The organism is Paenibacillus sp. V4I3 (assembly GCF_030817215.1).
GTDB lineage: Bacteria > Bacillota > Bacilli > Paenibacillales > NBRC-103111 > Paenibacillus_E.
Window position 1 is genome coordinate 2,997,306 of sequence record NZ_JAUSZA010000001.1, and the last position, 16,622, is coordinate 3,013,927.

Here is a 16,622-nt window from a genome sequence, read left to right on the forward strand (position 1 = left end):
TGGGTTTTATTATTTAAACAATATCAGCGAGGGCTTTGTCAACGAAAGAATACTTAAACGTAAAGCCATGCTCTAATAATACGCGAGGGAGTACCTTCTGACCTTCCAAAAGCAGCGTAGATAACTCACCGAACATCATTTTTAAAATAAAAGCAGGAAGCGGGAATAGATTTGGTCTTCGCATCGCTTTCCCTAATGCCCGTCCAAACTCCCTGTTCGTGACAGGATTCGGCGCTGTCGCATTAACAGGACCTATAATCGCTTCGTTCTGGATGCAAAAATCAATAAGCCTCACCATATCATCAATGTGAATCCAGGAGAGCCATTGTTTGCCGCTGCCTATGGGACCGCCAACACCAAGCTTATAAGGCAATGCCATTTTTGGGAATGCGCCTTCCTTGTCGTCTAGAACAAGTCCAACGCGGACTTTTACGATGCGTGTTCCCTGTATCTGATCAGCCGCGTCTTCCCACTGTTCGACTACCCTCGATAAGAAATCGACAGGACGGTGCGGACTTCGTTCGTCAAAGGTTTCGGTTTCTGATGTACCATAAACGGACATTCCTGAAGCATTAACGACGACTTTCGGTTTCACTTCCATGTGTTCTACAAGCTGAGCCACTTGTTCAGCTGCCTTTAGCCGAGAACCAACGATTCGTTCCTTGGCCGCAGCTGTCCAACGCTGATTAATCGACTCTCCAGCCAAATTCACTATGGCATCCAGTCCTGCGAATGCGCTTGAATCCGTCTTTAGTTGATCCCAAGTAACGGTGCGTACATGCTCTACAACAGCTCTGGGTGAACGTGAAATATTGATGACTTCATGACCTTGCTTCTGCAAATGAGAAATCAATCGTTTACCAATAAACCCGCTGCCACCGGTTACTGCTATTTTCATCCTTCAGCACCTCCTTTCTTTTATTATAGGGCCTATATACAATGTTTTCCAACTGATGTTATTCTTCTCTTTACATTACTGTGTTATATTGGAAATAGGGAGGGATGCCAAATGTTTCGTTTTTTATTCCGAAAATCACCCAAACCGTCCAAGAGAAGCCGCATAGGGAAATCCAAACCGAGCTTTCGAGCTTCAGATTTACCCCAAGGGCTTGGTTTGCTAGAAGGTGTTCCGTTAGAACGAATCGTTACTAAGCTGAATAGTGCTCTTCCACTTGATTATGTAGAAAGACTCCAATATCGCGTAAAAGCTGGGAATTCTTCCATGTCCGATGACGAGTTTGCCTGTAAATGGTTTGAATTAAAACGATTTTTCCTGATGAATCTCATTTTAAAAAGAACCCCGATGTTTAGCAGCGAAATCGATGAGATTTGGCATGAGATGCTAATGTTTACGAGAGAATATCAGCGGTTCGGGGATCAATTCGCAGGTGGCGCTATTCATCATTCACCTGAACGCGAACCGAAGCAAATGCCGGGTGAACGTGCTTGGTTCGATTGGGTATATGCGCACTTGTTCGAGTTCGCTCCAACGAGTTCGCGGTGCTGGAACGGATTTTTCCGCAATCCGCTGGATGAGCAGCGAACAGATTTGCTTCGCAAAGCGAATGATGAAGAAATCGCCGAGCAATGGTTCGATATGGAGCAGGCGAAGCGGTATCCAGAAGTTGCAGAGACGATCCGCATACTAATCACGCAGGCGATTAACGAAGCCAGACAATCAACGAACAGCCGCAGGTTTGAGGATACAGGATGGAAGGATTCGATAACAAATCCGAACAACATGGTGTATATGGCAGGAGCCATGATGTTCTTCTCCATTCAGGATAATAATAACTATACAAGCGGGATGAACGCTCAGTGGCCTGCGAATGAAACCAATAACCCAAATAACAAGCAAAGTAACTGCTCTTCATCGGGTTGTGGAGGTTCTGGAGGCAGTGGCGATAGTTCTGGAGATCAAGGCGGCGGCAGCAGCTGCAGCTCCGGATCGGGCTCTTCATGCTCGTCAGGGTCGAGCTGCGGGTCTGGTTGCGGGGGAAGTTAGGTTAAGTTGTGAAAGCAGTATTCCGTTCGTGGAATCGGATGACTCTGACAAGGCTTCATGCGGGGAAGCGAATGGACATTATAAACACTTTTTGCACTCTCTGCCTGAGAGTGTTTTTTGTTTGGAGCATACAAGGAGACCGAGACTAAAATGGGGAAACCCATCCCCAACCATCCTGTCACGAACCCGTAGCCCTAAGTCCACAGATTCGAAATTAGAACAAATTGGAGACACATATCGTCATTTTTCGTGTATAATTGGAATTCGGTGTCGATTTCTTTGACCTACGGTAAATTAAGCGGCGATAGGAGTCCTTTCAAATGAATCGGTTACGTGGTTTTCTAAGTTCTTATCATCCCATTGTACATACGTTAATTCTTGGAACCGTAATGGCTAGGGCTGCGTCCTCCATGAGTTTGCCTTTTCTCGCGATTTATTTAGCCAGGCATACGTCGATGAGTGCGGTGATGATCGGAATTGTCATCGGGATGGGTTCTTTGGCTGGAACCGTAGGCGGTTTTATAGGGGGCACCTTATCGGACCGATTCGGAAGACGTATTATCATGCTGGCTGCTCTTTTCGGCTGGGCGTTCGTGTTCTTAGGTTTCGGTATGGTTAAACTACCAATCCTGTTTATGCTGCTCAATATGCTGAACGGCTTGTGCCGATCTTTTTATGAGCCCGTGTCGCAGGCTTTGATGGCAGACCTCACAGAACCTGAGAAGAGACTTAAAGTATTTTCGATGCGGTACATGGCGATTAATGTTGGTGTTGCTGTTGGGCCACTTTTGGGTGCTTTTTTCGCTACGATGAACGGTGCGCTGCCTTTTCTCATCACTGGAATCATTTATTTTATTTATGCGGTCACCCTTTACGCACTGCTCATCGCGTTTGGCATCAAGAAAATCGAGGGTGAGAAGAAATCTTCGGTTACCTTTGGTTCTGCTTTGCGAGTGATTCGCAGTGATTTGACTTTTCGCTTGTATATCCTTGGCGGTATTATTGGAGCTATCGGTTACTCACAGGTGATGGTGACACTTTCGCAATATTTGGAGCAGAACTTTGTAGACGGTGTGAAAATGTTTGCGATCTTAATGAGTGTAAATGCGATCGTGGTTATTGCCATGCAGATTCCACTTACTCGTTTGGCAGAAAAGTACACGCCCCTCGCTGCGATTATATTTGGCAACCTAATGTTTGCGTTAGGGGATGTTGGCTTTGCATTCTCCCACTCGCTGGTATGGCTTATTATTTCGATGGGTATTTTCACCCTTGGTGAGATTCTAAATTACCCTGCTGCTAATATGTTGATTGACAAATTAGCTCCCGAGCAAATGCGTGGCACTTATTTTGGCGCTCAAACATTAACGAACATAGGCCACTTTATTGGGCCTTGGTTAGGTGGGTTTTTGCTCGTTTCTTATGGTGGGAATACGTTGTATGTTCTTATGGCTGTTCTTACAATTACGGGATCCATTTTCTATTGGAGAGGCACGATTCGTCAAATTACGGCGAAAAATACGTCGAAAAAAGAAAATTTTTGAAAAATATTGCAAAATTAGTTCTTTGGAACTATTCGATTTCAAATCGAGTTCCCGTATCCTTGAGAGTGTAGATATTTATTACTCTTAGCTCTTCAGATATTTAGTAAGACATCTCGACAAAGGCAAAGCTGGCGAAAGCCAGTGACGCAAAGCTAAAGGGGCTTACTTGTCCTGCAAACCGGACTCGCAGCCAGCCAGCCGCCGAACGATTGGGTATCAACATCCGAACCCCTCCGATCGGTTCACTATGGTGGGGTTTTTTCTCTGTCATAACAAATTTATGTAAAAATAAAAGGAGGATCCAGCAGCATGCAGTCTGAAGGAATACTACAAGAAGAACAAAAAGTGACTTCGCTATGTGGTAATCATGTTGCCCGTTTGGTGCCTTCCTCGGATGGACCAAAGCTCATGATCAATCGGGAAGAATACGCGTTAAATGAGGCTTGTTGGGATGTTGAAATGTTTCACGGGAGAAACAATAGCATCTTGATTTTCTACTGGAAGGGCGAAGTTAAGCTTTCTGTAAAAATGCCGCCGATGTCGCAAATTGAAGCATTTTTGACAAGGCTTTATCAATGTTTATCATCCAAATTAAGAACGGTACAGCCTATCTAGGCGTACCGTTTTTTTTATTGCCAGCTGTAAGGGAATTGTAAAGACAAAATCATTGTCACAAATTGACACGAGCTGATGTAATGAATGTCAAATGTTTTAGTAGTGCTTTGGAACTGTTATTAGGGGGATACATAGCATTATTTTGGCCAATGTCCCTTATGTAGCAGGTTGTGGCTTGTGGTTCGATCATCATTCCAGTGAACTTGAGCGGATGGGCGAAAAGGTTGAATTTAAAGGGGAAACCCGAATTGCGCCAAGTGCGGCACGTGTTGTTTATGATTACTATGGAGGGCGTGAGACCTTCGGCGATATCGATGATATTATGCTCGGGGTAGATAAAGCGGATTCGGCGCAGTTCAGCAAAGAAGATATTTTGAATCCGAGCGGATGGGATTTATTATCTTTTATCATGGATGCTCGAACGGGTTTAGGGCGATATCGCGATTATCGGATTAGTAATTATCAATTGATGGAAGATCTTGTGCAGAACTGTGCAACGATATCCGTTCATGAGATTATGGAATTGCCGGATGTGAAAGAGCGTGTGGCGCGACCCAAGTTGACTATGTGCACGCTGAGGAAGTTTTGAAGAAAATTGTTGAAACAATGAGAACTGACGGATAAAATAAGTGAAACGGACCGCAGGAGGGGGAGTTCCCGGAATGCGATTTTTCACTAAATGGGAACAGGGGGGAATGGAGTGGAGTTAGAACAAATTCATCATGTGGCGATCATTAGCTCCAATTATGAGCGATCGAAACACTTCTATGTCGATTTACTTGGATTAACGGTCATACACGAAACGTATCGTGCAGAACGTGACTCCTATAAGTTGGATTTACGCATCGGGAAGACCGAACAGCAGATCGAGTTGTTTTCATTTCCGAACCCTCCGCTGCGAGTTAACCAGCCTGAGGCAAGGGGTCTTAGGCATCTGGCTTTTGTCGTGCCGAATATGGTACAAAGCGTTAAGGAACTTGAGAGCAAGGGGATTGCGGTAGAACCGGTGCGGATTGACCCTATTACCGGTGACCAATATACTTTTTTTACAGATCCGGATGGACTGCCCTTGGAGTTGGTGGAACATGCGAAATGATCACCAAGAAAGGACAGAACAGGAGCCGAAGCTGCGGTTTGCCAAAGGCTGCCTATGGAGTTTTCTTGTGTCCATTCCCCTATGGGCGTTGTTGATTTGGTTTTTGTTTATAAAATAAAATCCCTCACTAGCTTGGTCTGACCCACTGCATGCATGCAGTTAGGTCGGATGAGCCGTTGAGGGATTTTTATTTTACTTGTCCGTTTGTCTGCGCGGTGGCAATGGTCCAAGATACTGGAATAGGTTGCATTCGATCCGTCCATTAAATAGTTTACGCTTCTTATCCGCGCGGCGGTTCATATAGTGCTCGAGCTGTGTGCTCGGGCTTAGGATAAACATGCTCCATGACGGCATGGGAGCAGTGAGTGCACCGAGTTGGCGCAGCGCCAACTCTACATCTTGCGCTTCACCAAGCCGCTCTCCATAGGGAGGGTTGGTGATCAAGCAGCCATAGTCGCCGCGCGGACGGGCCTTGGCCACTGGTTCCACAAGCAGCTTGAACTGCTTCGTCAAGCCGGCGGCCTTCGCGGCAGCCTCTGCCACTTCGATGGCAGAGGGATCGATGTCACTGCCGATGATGTTCAGCGGAACATCATCTTTAACAGCGTCGAAGGCCTCGTCACGAGCCTTGTCCCACAGCTTGCGTGGGATATTGCCCCACGCCTCGCTAGGGAAGCTGCGCCGCAGTCCTGGCGCGATGTTCCATCCGATCATAGCTGCCTCGATCGGAATCGTTCCCGACCCGCAGAACGGGTCGTAGAGCGGTCTGTCGACCTTCCAGCGGCTCAAGAGGATCATCGCAGCCGCCATGGTCTCCTTGAGCGGCGCTTCGGTCACGAGCTTACGGTAGCCGCGCTTGTGCAGGCTGGCGCCGGTTGTGTCGATCGTCAGCGTTGCAATATCGTTCAGGAGTGCGACTTCGATGACGTAGCGAGCCCCGTTCTCAGGGAACCACTCCGTTCCGTAGCGAAGCTTCAGCTTCTCCACGACGGCTTTCTTCACGATTCCTTGGCAAGCGGGAACGCTAGATAATTGTGACTTATGGGAACGCCCTTCCACAGGGAATTCGGCATCGTTCGGAATCCAGTCAGGCCAAGCAAGGGCTTTGGTGCCTTCGAAAAGCTCGTCGAAAGTCACGGCATTGAATTGACCCATGTGTACCAAGATGCGATCAGCGGTTCTGAGCCAAAGATTGGTGCGGCAGATGGCCAGCTCGTCTCCAAGAAAACGGACACGACCATTCTCGACAGTCACCTCGTTGTAGCCAAGATCACGGATTTCGCGAGCAACGATGGCCTCAAGTCCCATTGGGCAAGTTGCGATTAGTTCAATTTGTTGTGGCATGTTTAGATTCCTTCCATCCGGGTTGTACATCGCTCATAAAACTCATACAATTAACAAGTATAGGACAAATAGGTTACAGTTACAAACGAAACACGCAGAGTGGATGCATTGATGCTTTTCTAAGGAGGAAAAAACATGGAAACCATAACAGCCGAGAGCTATATGGAAGGTTTATACGAAGAAGATACAGTTCTAGAGCGAGTAAAGGAAGTCATACGCACCCATAATATGCCCGAAATATCGATTGCACCTGGATATGGCAGATTGCTCACTATGATGGTTACGATGATTGGCGCGACAAAGGTGTTGGAAATAGGTGCTTTGGGCGGTTATAGCGGGATTTGTTTGGCGAGAGGCTTGAAAGAAGGCGGCAAGCTGATTTCGCTTGAGTTAAAACAAGAATTTGCTGATGTAGCCAAGCAAAATATAACTGAAGCGGGCCTTGGCGAGCTCGTTGAGTACCGGATTGGCGAAGCACTCGTTCACCTGAATGAGCTTCTTGAGCAGGGAGAGCGATTTGATTTCTTTTTTATCGATGCGGACAAGGTGAATTATCCGAATTATTTGGAGCTCGCAATAAACTTGGCGAATCCTGGTGCCATTATTGCAGGGGATAACACGCTGATGCGAGGAAAAGTCGTCGACGCGAACCAAACCAAAGCCTCGGTCCAAGCTATGCGTACCTTCAACCAGCTGATCGCCTCCGATCCGCGTTTGGAAAGCACCATCCTGCCAGCTTATGATGGCTTGGCTTTAGCGCGAGTGAAGTAACACGGTTTGTACAACATCACAGCGTATAATCTTTAGAACTTCCTCTTTGTACGGAAAAATGCTCTAAGCTAGCAATAGCTTAGAGCGTTTTTCATTGACAAATAATGTTCTGTGGTATTGGGTGAGCGAAGCTTACCCCTTATTTAACTTTAAGATGCTTTTTGATCTGGTATATGGAAGTCAGACTCACTTAATTTGCCAGGAGTAATTGGTTTGATTTGCGTTAACGGAGGCACTGGTTGTGATGTGGTCCTAGGGTGAGTGACTTCTTGCTTCTTGAAAGAAATAGCACTGATGCCGTTCCAATAGATAAATAATAACTCTGCACATACGACGATCAAAATAATTTTACGCCAGTTCAGGCTCATGGATGGCATCCTCACTTTCAATGATACGCCTATATTATCATATTGTGGAAGGAATTCCCATGATTATTTTCACTCTTCATTTATGAACCAGACCTGTAGTAATCTCTAGTTCATAACGTTGACATTCCGGCATTTGTGCGGCGTAAGCCAAGCGAACAGCACATTCAATATCATAAGGAACACGCACGAATTGAATCGCAAACCCAGCTTGAACATTGCCTTCGGTTTCCCCCTCCAAAACGCAGTAGCAGGCTTGTGGAATGCCGTCATAGGGCGTTCCCACACTACCAACATTGAAGAGCATCAGTCCGCTGCTCGCGTGCTTCACAGAGCGTTTCTCCGATGGGTTTTTGATCGTTATGAGATAGGGAATATGAATGTCTCCGTAGCCGACAATATCAGGCTGTTTCCCATCTGTCGACTCACCTGTCATCTCCGTATTTTGAAACATTGCGAGACGTTCTTCCTTGGATGCTTTACGTTTCACTCTATGATAAACACTTTGCGCAGAAGCGTGGAACAGTCGGAACAATTTGCCGCTTACATTCAAATCAACGGAGAAAGGCAGCTGTTCCAAATAAGCGAGCCTATCCTCACCAAGCTGCTGCTGATGCCACAATCCTGCGGGCTGCTCCTGCGGAAGGGTAATCCCCAAATCCCAGTTTCCTTGAACAACAGATTCACATACCTCCTTGATACGGTCAACGACAGAAGCGGAATCAGGCCCTTTACCCACAAGGTCGCCCAAACATATAATGCGTTTAATTCCTCGACGTTCAATATCTAAAAGCACAGCTTCCAGTGCGGGTAAATTACCATGAATATCCGATATGATTGCGATTTTCTCCAACGTTTTCGTTCCCTTTCTCTGATAAACTCAAATGACCTTCGTTATGCTTCAGTTATACCACAAGGATTATGAATCTGAAAATGAGAGTCTCTTACTATTACCCAACGAGGGATTCTTCTGCTATAATTTGTAGGGGGAAAGGGGAATGTTTTGATTGGAATCCAGACAAGATCGTCACCGTAAACCGAAAAAAGAACGCTCTACGACCAAGAAGACCCCGCTCAAAGTAATTGGGGGACTCACGCTTGCCGCAGCAGCTTGTTTTGCTATTGGCATAGGCGCTTCCTATTGGACATCGAACAGTAAATCAGCAGAAGAGCAAGATTCAGCATCATCACCAGTGGCTAGTGTTTCGCCTGTTCCAACCAAACCAACGAATACAGCGAGCACAGCTAGTGCGGAGCCAAGCGCAAAGCCTAGCCCAGAGTCTACGGCAAAAGCCGTTATCTCGACTCCTGCTCCTAGCGCAACGAATAAGCCCACAGTTAGTGGCGGGCAAGTGAAGTTAACTTTTGTGGGTGATGTGTTGATGGCCTCCAAAGTGGAAGATATTTTAAAGCAAAAAGGCTATGATTACCCCTACACGAATGTTAAAGACTTTCTAACCAAGCCTGATTATACGATTGCTAATTTAGAAACACCTATAACGACTAGAGGTACAGTTCAAAGTAAGGATTACGTCTATCGTTCTTCACCGATGGCATTACCTACTTTGAAAGCTTCCGGTATTGATCTCGTTAATCTAGCGAACAACCATGTAATGGATTATGGTACGGAAGGTTTGCTAGACACGTTGGATGCCCTTGATCAAGAGGACGTTAAGCGAGTTGGAGCGGGCAAAGATTTAGAAGAAGCTTACCGACCGGTCATCGTGGAAAAAGAGGGTGTGAAGATTGCCTTCTTCGGCTTCAGCCGTGTCGTTCCTGAGGCTTCATGGAAAGCAGGTCCTGGCCATCCGGGTGTAGCTGAAACGTATAGCTACACGCTGCCGATCGAAGCCATACAAAAAGCAAGAGAAAGTGCTGATCTGGTCGTTGTCGTTGCCCATTGGGGAGTAGAAAGAAGCGATAATCCGGATAAGTATCAGAAAGACCTGGCCCATCGCTACATCGATGCCGGTGCTGATCTGGTCGTGGGTGGTCATCCACATGTTTTACAAGGCTTTGAGCAATACAAAGGCAAATGGATTGCTTATAGTCTAGGCAATTTCATTTTTACAACCAATGATACCCCGAAGACTTGGGAGACGGTTATTCTAGAGGCTGCATGCTCTAAGGATAAACAATGCGATATCCACCTTGTGCCTATTTTGACCAAAGCAGCATTGCCTACACCCATGAGTACGGAAGATGGCGCAAAGCTCTTTCAGCGTTTGAGTAAAATCTCGATAGGTGCTCAAGTGGACGCTCAAGGAAATGTTAGCAAGAAATAAGAGGAGGAGCAATCAACATGACAGAAGCTGTTCGCAATATTTACTGCGTAGGTCGCAACTACCGGGCACATGCCGCCGAACTGGGGAATGATGTTCCCGATCAACCCATGATTTTTACCAAGCCGACACATGCACTCGCCCCAATTAATGGGGGAGAGTTGACTCTTCCCGGTGATCAAGGTGAGATTCACTATGAAGCCGAGCTTGTCCTACATATCGCTAAGCCTTATATAGAAGGCATCCAAGTGGATGAGATTGTCGACAAGTATGCACTCGGCATTGACTTCACGCTTCGGGATGTTCAGAACGTCATTAAGAAGAAGGGGCAGCCATGGCTGCCTGCCAAAGGTTTTCTGAAGTCTGCACCAATCAGTACATTCCGACCATTCCCAGGCGCTTCAAAGCTGGCGGAAGCGAACTTCCAGCTTCGTCAGAATGGACAGGTTGTGCAGAACGGCAATATCAGTAATATGATCTTCGATCTTCAAACCATCATTGATTACATTGCAATGCATTATGGTTTAGGTGCTGGCGATATCATCTATACGGGGACTCCGGAAGGGGTAGGTCCTGTGCATCATGGTGATCGCTTGGAGCTAGTATGGGGAGAAGAAGTATTCGGAGCTGTTACGATTAACATTTAACAGATCAAAGGGCAGTCTCTTAAGGTCAATTATGACCTGAGAGAACTGCCCTTTATTTATCCTTGATTAAACTTCTGTTGGATCCTTTAAAGCAGCATCCGAATATTGCTCACGAACTCGAAGGATGGCCGGCCATTGTTGAAAAAATGCATCAACCACTTTCGGGTCAAAATGCTCGCCCTGCTCCTCTTTAAACAAAGTCAAAATCCGATCGAGCTCCCAAGCTTTTTTGTAAACACGCTCACTGCCGAGTGCATCGAATACGTCAGCAATCGCTGTAATTCGGCCATAGATGTGGATGTCCTCGCCTTTGATTCCGCGTGGGTATCCGCGCCCGTTCCATTTCTCATGATGCTCATAAGCGACAACAGCAGCCGTTTTCAGAATATGGCGATTGGAGTTCTTGAGCAGGTTATAGCCAATTAGCGTATGATTCTGCATCAATTTGAATTCTTCATCCGTTAATTTCCCTGGTTTGTTTAAGACACTATCAGGGATAGCCACCTTACCGATATCATGCATGGGCGAAGCCATTTTCAACAATTCAGCTTCTTCTTGACTCATACCTAATCCTAAGGCAAGGAGATATGAATATTCCGCAACACGCTTCACGTGATTTCCTGTCTCCTTGGACCTGCTCTCACCAATTTCCCCCATTCTAAAAATAATTTCCTTCTGCGTTTCCTCGATCTCGTTCGTAAGCAAAGCAGATTCTAGGGACTTACCCGCATAGGAGGAAGCTAACGTTAGATATTCCATGTCTTTATCTGAAAATTGTTCGCTTGCCGTCAACTTATTAATGGCTTGGTATGCACCCATAATTTGACCTTGGCTATTTCGGAATGGAATAACCATCATAGCTTTTGTGTGGTATCCTGTGTGTTGATCCATTTTCAAAGCCCCATTCACGAGATAGGACTTATATTCTTCATTCGTATAGGCATCATGAATAAATACGGCTTTATCATTCGTTACCGCATAGCCGACAAGACCAGCCGTACTAGGAATGCGAATTTCGTCGAGGCCATGAGCGACTTTGGACCATAACTCATTTTTGTTCGTATCAAGCAACCAAACCGTACATCGATCAGAGACAATCATTTCTCGTCCCATATCCGCCATCAGCATAAGTACATTGTCTAGGATTCGTTCGTTCGCAATTTTGGCTGCATAGTTAAAAATGACGCGCAGCATCTCCTGAGGATCCAGGTCACTTTTTAACTGGGACGTTATATCGATTTGTTCGTTCAACATGTCAGCCTCCTAACTTCACCGAACTTAGTTTACCATAAATTTCTTAGAAATTGGGTAACATCCTACTGAATTAACCGAATTTTTAGATGAATTTGTCGATGCTTAATAAATGTATAGTAAACATGAAGACTAGAATACGACTATGATACAATAAGAGAGATTTTTGAACGTTTAAAAAGGCAGGGAAGAAGATAGGAGTGCTATATGTGGAGTGGATTTGGGGTTTAGCGGGAAGCTTGATAATCGCAGGAGCGGCCTATTGGAAGGGATCCTTATCCTTATCGGGCTTGGCTGCTGCTGTGCTGCTCGGTACGTCGATGTTTGCACTGGGAAACTTAGCTTGGTTTGGGACACTTATCGCCTTCTTCGTATCTTCTACCTTATTGTCTAAACTCAAGCATCAACGTAAATCCGCAGCAGAAAGCGGTTATGCCAAAGGTGGAAGACGCGATGCCGGACAAGTTGCAGCAAATGGCGGTCTTGGTTTAATGCTATGTATAGGGAATGCGGTTTGGCACGATCCAGCTTGGTGGATTGTATTTATTGGGGTTATGGCAACCGTCAATGCAGACACTTGGGCTACGGAAATCGGTGGAATGAGTGTATCTACACCGCGTTCAATTATTAACGGCATGCGTGTTCCGGCTGGCACATCGGGTGGTGTAACGGGATTAGGACTGCTGGCTTCATTACTGGGAGGAGCATTCATTGGTTTGGTAAGTGGGTGGTTTAATCAGATAGGCGGCTCGGGATATAAGGTAGGGACACTTGCAGCGCTAATCATACTGGGTGCAGTTTCTGGCTTGATTGGTTCTTTGGCTGATTCTTGGCTCGGGGCGACGTTTCAAGTGATGTATCGGTGTAACGTTTGCGGGAAAACCATCGAGAAACAGCTTCATTGTGACCATAAAGCCACACAGATTCGCGGTATGAGATGGATGACAAATGACAATGTCAATGCAGTGTCCTCGCTAGTCGGAGGCATTGTGTGCTTAGCATTCAGTGTTTTGATATTTTAAAATAACTACAAAACAACCCTTCTGCAATCTGTGCAGCAGGGTTGTTTTTGTATGCTTAATGAACCGTTGAACCACTTGGTTCGGTTTGCTCTTTATTATGCGCCGGTTGCGGGGGAGCAGGGGGGAACAAGGCATCCTGCAGCTGCTTTTCCAAATGTCGAACTTTGCGCTGCAGCTTGTACTGACGCACCATCCCGAAGAGGCCGACAATCAGACCGCCTAACAAGGTTGATGTTAAAATGACAAGGATCAGGGGTGTGGATGTCTGAGCAAACATGAAATTTACTTGAACCGGTTCGACGTTAATGACGGCAAAGACAGCCGTTATGAGGGCGAATACTAAAGCAGATATAAGAATCCATTGCATCTTCATCCATCATTCATCCTTTCACCTGAGAAAAGGTTGAAGGCATACGCCCTCAACCTTATCAGAACAATTACTTCGTTAACTCTTCCATTTGATCAAGCAGGGAGCTGAAGACACTCATCGCTTGCTTGATTGGTTCCGGTGTGGACATGTCTACACCGGCTTTTTTCAAGATGTTCAATGAGTAGTCACTGCCGCCGCTTTTTAAGAAGCCCAAGTAACGGTCTACGGCAGGCTGGCCTTCATCCAGAATTTGTTTCGCAAAACTGGTTGCAGCCGAGAAGCCAGTTGCATATTTGTACACATAGAAGCTGTTGTAGAAGTGAGGAATTCGAGCCCATTCCATCTCGATATCCTGATCCACGACCATGTCATTCCCATGGTACAGCTTATTCAAGCCATAGTAGATTTCACTGAATTCCTGTGGTGTCAGGGAATCTCCATTTTCTGATTTCTCATGTGTAATCATTTCGAATTCGGCAAACATCGTCTGACGGAATACCGTTGTTCTGAACTGATCCGCGTAGTAAGTAAGCAAGTAAAGCTTTTCTTTCGGATCCGTTACGCGTTTCAATAAATAGTCCATGAGCAGTGCCTCATTAAGTGTAGAAGCGACTTCCGCAAGGAAAATCGTATACTGCGCATAGCGGTATTCTTGGTTCTCATCAGACAAATACGAATGAATGGCGTGACCCATTTCGTGTGTCAATGTGAACATGCTGTTCAAATTGTCCTTATGATTCAGAAGCACGTAAGGATGTGTGCCATAGGCACCCCAGCTATAAGCGCCGTTCCGCTTATTTTTGTTCTCATACACATCGATCCAATGGTTATCGAAGCCATCTTGAAGAATTTTCAAGTAGTTTTCGCCCAATGGGGCTAAGCTTTTCTTGATTTCTTCTTTAGCTTGCTGGTAGGTGATGTCCATCTTGAACTCTTCAACCAGCGGGGCAAAAAGGTCGTACATATGTAATTCATCGACTTTAAGCAGCTTCTTGCGGAGCTTCAGGTAACGCTGCAGCTGCGGCAAAGAATCGTGAATAGTGGAAATTAAGTTCGTATACACTTCTTTCTTAATATTGTCCCCAAATAGGGTAGATTCAAGAACGGAAGGGTATTTACGAGCTTTAGCATAGAAGATATTCTTATTAATATTTGCGCTAAGCGTTGCACCAATTGTATTCTTATTGTTGCGATAAGTTTCGTAGACTGCATGGAAGGCATTTTTTCGAACTTCGGCGTTGCGGCTTTCTAGGAATTGAATGTAACTTCCATGAGTAAGTTCGACTTCTTCGCCTTTTTCGTTCTTAATTTTTGGGAATTTCAAATCGGCATTGTTCAGCATACCGAAGATGGTGCTTGGCGCTCCGGCCATGTTACCCGCTTGGGCAAGCAGGGCTTCCTGATCCTTGGACAGCGTATGCGGCTTCTGGCGAATCATTTCTTCAAGTGTGTCCTTATAGAAAGATAAAGAAGGATCTTCCACCAGCTGCTTAAGCTTTTCATCCGATAAACTGAGAATTTCTGGTGAAACAAAGGAGAGCGCTTCTCCTACTTCGACACTAATTTTTTTTGCTTTATCAGATAAGGCCTGGTAGGTTGGTTCTGCTGTATCTTCATGGTGCTTCATGTTGGCATAAACATACAGTTTTTCTGTTTTCACAGAGACTTCATCTTCCAACTGGAAACACTGCTTTACCGTAGCGGGATCGCTTAGTTTTCCTTGGAAGGCGCTGATTTTGCCAAGCGAGTTTTTCACATTCTGAAATTCCTGTTCCCAAGCCTTCTGATCGGCAAATAAATCCTCTAGATTCCATCGGTGCTCGGCCGGTACTTGCTTGCGTTCCAATATTTGAGTCATCGGAGCCCTCCTGTCCTTGTTTTGAGATTGGGGTAATCGGTTATCTTTGGCATGTAATTCGGCTGCTGGGATCGAGCTTAGAAGAAGTCCCATTGCCGCAGTCACATAGATCCAGCGCATTACGGTCACGCTCCCGGCATATTCCCACATGGGATGTGCTTGATAAAATCCCATAACATGGTTTTCACCTAGTATGACCGTTAACCCATTCATTTATGATTATATGAAAAAGCTGGAAGGAAGTAAATTTACATTCCGGCTCCAAAGAAGCTAATTAAGATAAGTACAAACGATAACGAGACCATGATAATCGCCAGTAAGGCTAGGTACCGTTTCATTTGTGCCGGAAGGCTGTCTTTTTTCATAATCAAAATGATGGCTAGGCAGAAGGATACGAGTACAAATGTGATGATAGATCCAGAATCGGTCATTGTTGAATCATCCTTATCCCTATAGAGTATGACACTTGCTAACTAACGCATGATAGTAACTTTCGCTGTGCAAATCAAAACTCCTTTATCAGCCAGCATGCTGCATCGTTTCATCAGGATCTTCATCATCCTCCGCTTTGACCAATATGAACTTGCCGCGAGAATCCATTTTGACGGTAAACCGATCTTCGGCAGCAATCTGTGCTTCATCGCTTAATTCCTTAGGAAGTGTAAGCTGACCGCTGTCCCCAACTTCGACCTGGTAGCCAATCATTTTCGACCATTTGCCTGCTGCAAGCACAACTACGATGAGCAAACCAATAAATAACCATTTGCCAAGCGGATTTGAGTTGAAATAAGGGGCAAGGAACTTCTCGCCAGTAATCATTTTTCCAGCGGTTAATACGAGCACACCTGCACCGATGTATAGGATCGACGGATACTTCTCAATCCATTTGATGAACAGCGTACTGCCCCAAACAACGATAGGTACACTAACCAGTAGCCCGATAATGACAAGTACGAAGTTACCGTGAGCAGCGCCAGCTACTGCGATGACATTATCAAGACCCATCACGGCATCAGCCACAATAATTGTGCGAATAGCTGCCCAGATGCCATCCTTGGCCTTAATGTCTCCGTGATTCTTCTTTTCACTAAGCAGTTTATACGAAATCCAGAGGAGAAGAATACCGCCGGCCAGTAGAAGACCAGGAATTTTCAGAAGTGTAACGACAGCCATTGTTGCTAGAGCACGAATGATGATGGCGCCTATCGTACCCAATAGAATGACTTGTTTTTGTGTTTCTTTTTTCAAATTACGAGCAGCCATACCGATAACGATCGCGTTATCTCCCGCAAGTACCAAATCAATGAGAATAATGCTGAGCAGTGAGACGAAGAAACCTGTTGATAACCAATCCATGAGCGAACACTCCCTTTAGCGTATTTTTGAAAAAAATAGAGCCTAGCACCGGTGACCGGTGAAGGCTCTAATTCATCAAAAAAGACCTTCACCAAT

General features: G+C 45.6%; 18 protein-coding genes and 1 riboswitch. Of the genes, 9 read left to right on the forward strand and 9 right to left on the reverse strand.

Annotation, left to right across the window (positions count from 1 at the left end):
• Nucleotides 1–13: 13 nt before the first annotated feature.
• Nucleotides 14–898 carry a TIGR01777 family oxidoreductase gene (locus QFZ77_RS13785; RefSeq protein ID WP_307440359.1) on the reverse strand — a complete coding sequence of 295 codons (885 nt, stop codon included), beginning with the start codon at nt 896–898 and terminating at the stop codon, nt 14–16.
• 111 nt (nt 899–1,009) lie between these two features.
• On the opposite strand from QFZ77_RS13785, the gene QFZ77_RS13790 reads away from it, so the two are divergent.
• The 5 genes from QFZ77_RS13790 (at nt 1,010) to gloA2 (ending at nt 5,260) form a co-directional block, all read left to right on the forward strand.
• Nucleotides 1,010–2,005 (forward strand): glycine-rich domain-containing protein, encoded by a 996-nt coding sequence (locus QFZ77_RS13790; protein WP_307440361.1) that lies wholly within the window; start codon nt 1,010–1,012, stop codon nt 2,003–2,005.
• A 320-nt stretch (nt 2,006–2,325) separates the two neighbouring features.
• Nucleotides 2,326–3,549 carry an MDR family MFS transporter gene (locus tag QFZ77_RS13795; RefSeq protein WP_307440364.1) on the forward strand — a complete coding sequence of 408 codons (1,224 nt, stop codon included), beginning with the start codon at nt 2,326–2,328 and terminating at the stop codon, nt 3,547–3,549.
• Nucleotides 3,550–3,660: 111 nt separating this feature from the next.
• Nucleotides 3,661–3,755, forward strand: a riboswitch (cyclic di-GMP riboswitch).
• A 103-nt stretch (nt 3,756–3,858) separates the two neighbouring features.
• Nucleotides 3,859–4,164 (forward strand): hypothetical protein, encoded by a 306-nt coding sequence (locus QFZ77_RS13800; protein ID WP_307440366.1) that lies wholly within the window; start codon nt 3,859–3,861, stop codon nt 4,162–4,164.
• Nucleotides 4,165–4,339: 175 nt separating this feature from the next.
• Nucleotides 4,340–4,753: a hypothetical protein gene (locus tag QFZ77_RS13805; RefSeq protein WP_307440368.1), complete on the forward strand. Its 414-nt coding sequence runs from the start codon at nt 4,340–4,342 to the stop codon at nt 4,751–4,753.
• A gap of 111 nt (nt 4,754–4,864) precedes the next feature.
• A complete protein-coding gene (gene gloA2 / locus QFZ77_RS13810; RefSeq protein ID WP_307440371.1) occupies nt 4,865–5,260 on the forward strand; it encodes an SMU1112c/YaeR family gloxylase I-like metalloprotein in 396 nt (131 codons plus the stop codon).
• 192 nt (nt 5,261–5,452) lie between these two features.
• On the opposite strand, the gene QFZ77_RS13815 is transcribed toward gloA2, so the two are convergent.
• On the reverse strand, nt 5,453–6,604 hold the full coding sequence (locus QFZ77_RS13815; protein ID WP_307440373.1) for a THUMP domain-containing class I SAM-dependent RNA methyltransferase: 1,152 nt from the start codon (nt 6,602–6,604) through the stop codon (nt 5,453–5,455).
• Between the two features lie 135 nt (nt 6,605–6,739).
• On the opposite strand from QFZ77_RS13815, the gene QFZ77_RS13820 reads away from it, so the two are divergent.
• The gene (locus QFZ77_RS13820) at nt 6,740–7,375 is read left to right on the forward strand and encodes an O-methyltransferase (protein WP_307440375.1); all 636 of its coding nucleotides are present in this window, start codon (nt 6,740–6,742) and stop codon (nt 7,373–7,375) included.
• Nucleotides 7,376–7,524: 149 nt separating this feature from the next.
• Here the strand turns inward: QFZ77_RS13820 and QFZ77_RS13825 are convergent, their stop codons facing one another.
• Nucleotides 7,525–7,743 carry a hypothetical protein gene (locus tag QFZ77_RS13825; protein WP_307440377.1) on the reverse strand — a complete coding sequence of 73 codons (219 nt, stop codon included), beginning with the start codon at nt 7,741–7,743 and terminating at the stop codon, nt 7,525–7,527.
• A 76-nt stretch (nt 7,744–7,819) separates the two neighbouring features.
• A complete protein-coding gene (locus tag QFZ77_RS13830) occupies nt 7,820–8,593 on the reverse strand; it encodes a metallophosphoesterase family protein (protein WP_307440379.1) in 774 nt (257 codons plus the stop codon).
• Between the two features lie 154 nt (nt 8,594–8,747).
• Here QFZ77_RS13830 and QFZ77_RS13835 point away from each other — a divergent pair, with 154 nt between their 5' ends.
• The gene (locus QFZ77_RS13835; RefSeq protein ID WP_307440382.1) at nt 8,748–10,025 is read left to right on the forward strand and encodes a CapA family protein; all 1,278 of its coding nucleotides are present in this window, start codon (nt 8,748–8,750) and stop codon (nt 10,023–10,025) included.
• Between the two features lie 17 nt (nt 10,026–10,042).
• Nucleotides 10,043–10,669 (forward strand): fumarylacetoacetate hydrolase family protein, encoded by a 627-nt coding sequence (locus QFZ77_RS13840; RefSeq protein ID WP_307440384.1) that lies wholly within the window; start codon nt 10,043–10,045, stop codon nt 10,667–10,669.
• 66 nt (nt 10,670–10,735) lie between these two features.
• Here the strand turns inward: QFZ77_RS13840 and QFZ77_RS13845 are convergent, their stop codons facing one another.
• Nucleotides 10,736–11,923 carry an HD domain-containing phosphohydrolase gene (locus QFZ77_RS13845; RefSeq protein ID WP_307440388.1) on the reverse strand — a complete coding sequence of 396 codons (1,188 nt, stop codon included), beginning with the start codon at nt 11,921–11,923 and terminating at the stop codon, nt 10,736–10,738.
• 206 nt (nt 11,924–12,129) lie between these two features.
• Between QFZ77_RS13845 and QFZ77_RS13850 the strand changes: the two genes are divergently transcribed.
• A complete protein-coding gene (locus QFZ77_RS13850; RefSeq protein WP_307440390.1) occupies nt 12,130–12,942 on the forward strand; it encodes a DUF92 domain-containing protein in 813 nt (270 codons plus the stop codon).
• A 55-nt stretch (nt 12,943–12,997) separates the two neighbouring features.
• Here QFZ77_RS13850 and QFZ77_RS13855 read toward each other — a convergent pair whose 3' ends face one another.
• From QFZ77_RS13855 to QFZ77_RS13870, 4 genes are all read right to left on the reverse strand, one after another.
• Nucleotides 12,998–13,315, reverse strand: a complete 318-nt coding sequence (locus QFZ77_RS13855) for a LapA family protein (protein WP_307440392.1) — start codon at nt 13,313–13,315, stop codon at nt 12,998–13,000.
• Nucleotides 13,316–13,379: 64 nt separating this feature from the next.
• A complete protein-coding gene (gene pepF / locus QFZ77_RS13860) occupies nt 13,380–15,170 on the reverse strand; it encodes an oligoendopeptidase F (RefSeq protein WP_307449490.1) in 1,791 nt (596 codons plus the stop codon).
• Nucleotides 15,171–15,418: 248 nt separating this feature from the next.
• Entirely contained in the window at nt 15,419–15,601 is a 183-nt protein-coding gene (locus QFZ77_RS13865) for a hypothetical protein (protein ID WP_307440395.1), read from the reverse strand.
• Between the two features lie 88 nt (nt 15,602–15,689).
• Nucleotides 15,690–16,526, reverse strand: a complete 837-nt coding sequence (locus tag QFZ77_RS13870; protein ID WP_307440398.1) for a TerC family protein — start codon at nt 16,524–16,526, stop codon at nt 15,690–15,692.
• Between the last annotated feature and the right edge of the window lie 96 nt (nt 16,527–16,622).

Coding starts and splice junctions, on each gene's coding strand:
- QFZ77_RS13820 (WP_307440375.1), top strand. CDS start 6,740: ATGGAAACCATAACAGCCGAGAGCTATATGGAAGGTTTATACGAAGAA.
- QFZ77_RS13785 (WP_307440359.1), bottom strand. CDS start 898: ATGAAAATAGCAGTAACCGGTGGCAGCGGGTTTATTGGTAAACGATTG.
- QFZ77_RS13795 (WP_307440364.1), top strand. CDS start 2,326: ATGAATCGGTTACGTGGTTTTCTAAGTTCTTATCATCCCATTGTACAT.
- QFZ77_RS13870 (WP_307440398.1), bottom strand. CDS start 16,526: ATGGATTGGTTATCAACAGGTTTCTTCGTCTCACTGCTCAGCATTATT.
- QFZ77_RS13845 (WP_307440388.1), bottom strand. CDS start 11,923: ATGTTGAACGAACAAATCGATATAACGTCCCAGTTAAAAAGTGACCTG.
- pepF (WP_307449490.1), bottom strand. CDS start 15,170: ATGACTCAAATATTGGAACGCAAGCAAGTACCGGCCGAGCACCGATGG.
- QFZ77_RS13840 (WP_307440384.1), top strand. CDS start 10,043: ATGACAGAAGCTGTTCGCAATATTTACTGCGTAGGTCGCAACTACCGG.
- QFZ77_RS13825 (WP_307440377.1), bottom strand. CDS start 7,743: ATGAGCCTGAACTGGCGTAAAATTATTTTGATCGTCGTATGTGCAGAG.
- QFZ77_RS13790 (WP_307440361.1), top strand. CDS start 1,010: ATGTTTCGTTTTTTATTCCGAAAATCACCCAAACCGTCCAAGAGAAGC.
- QFZ77_RS13855 (WP_307440392.1), bottom strand. CDS start 13,315: ATGAAGATGCAATGGATTCTTATATCTGCTTTAGTATTCGCCCTCATA.
- QFZ77_RS13800 (WP_307440366.1), top strand. CDS start 3,859: ATGCAGTCTGAAGGAATACTACAAGAAGAACAAAAAGTGACTTCGCTA.
- QFZ77_RS13865 (WP_307440395.1), bottom strand. CDS start 15,601: ATGACCGATTCTGGATCTATCATCACATTTGTACTCGTATCCTTCTGC.
- QFZ77_RS13815 (WP_307440373.1), bottom strand. CDS start 6,604: ATGCCACAACAAATTGAACTAATCGCAACTTGCCCAATGGGACTTGAG.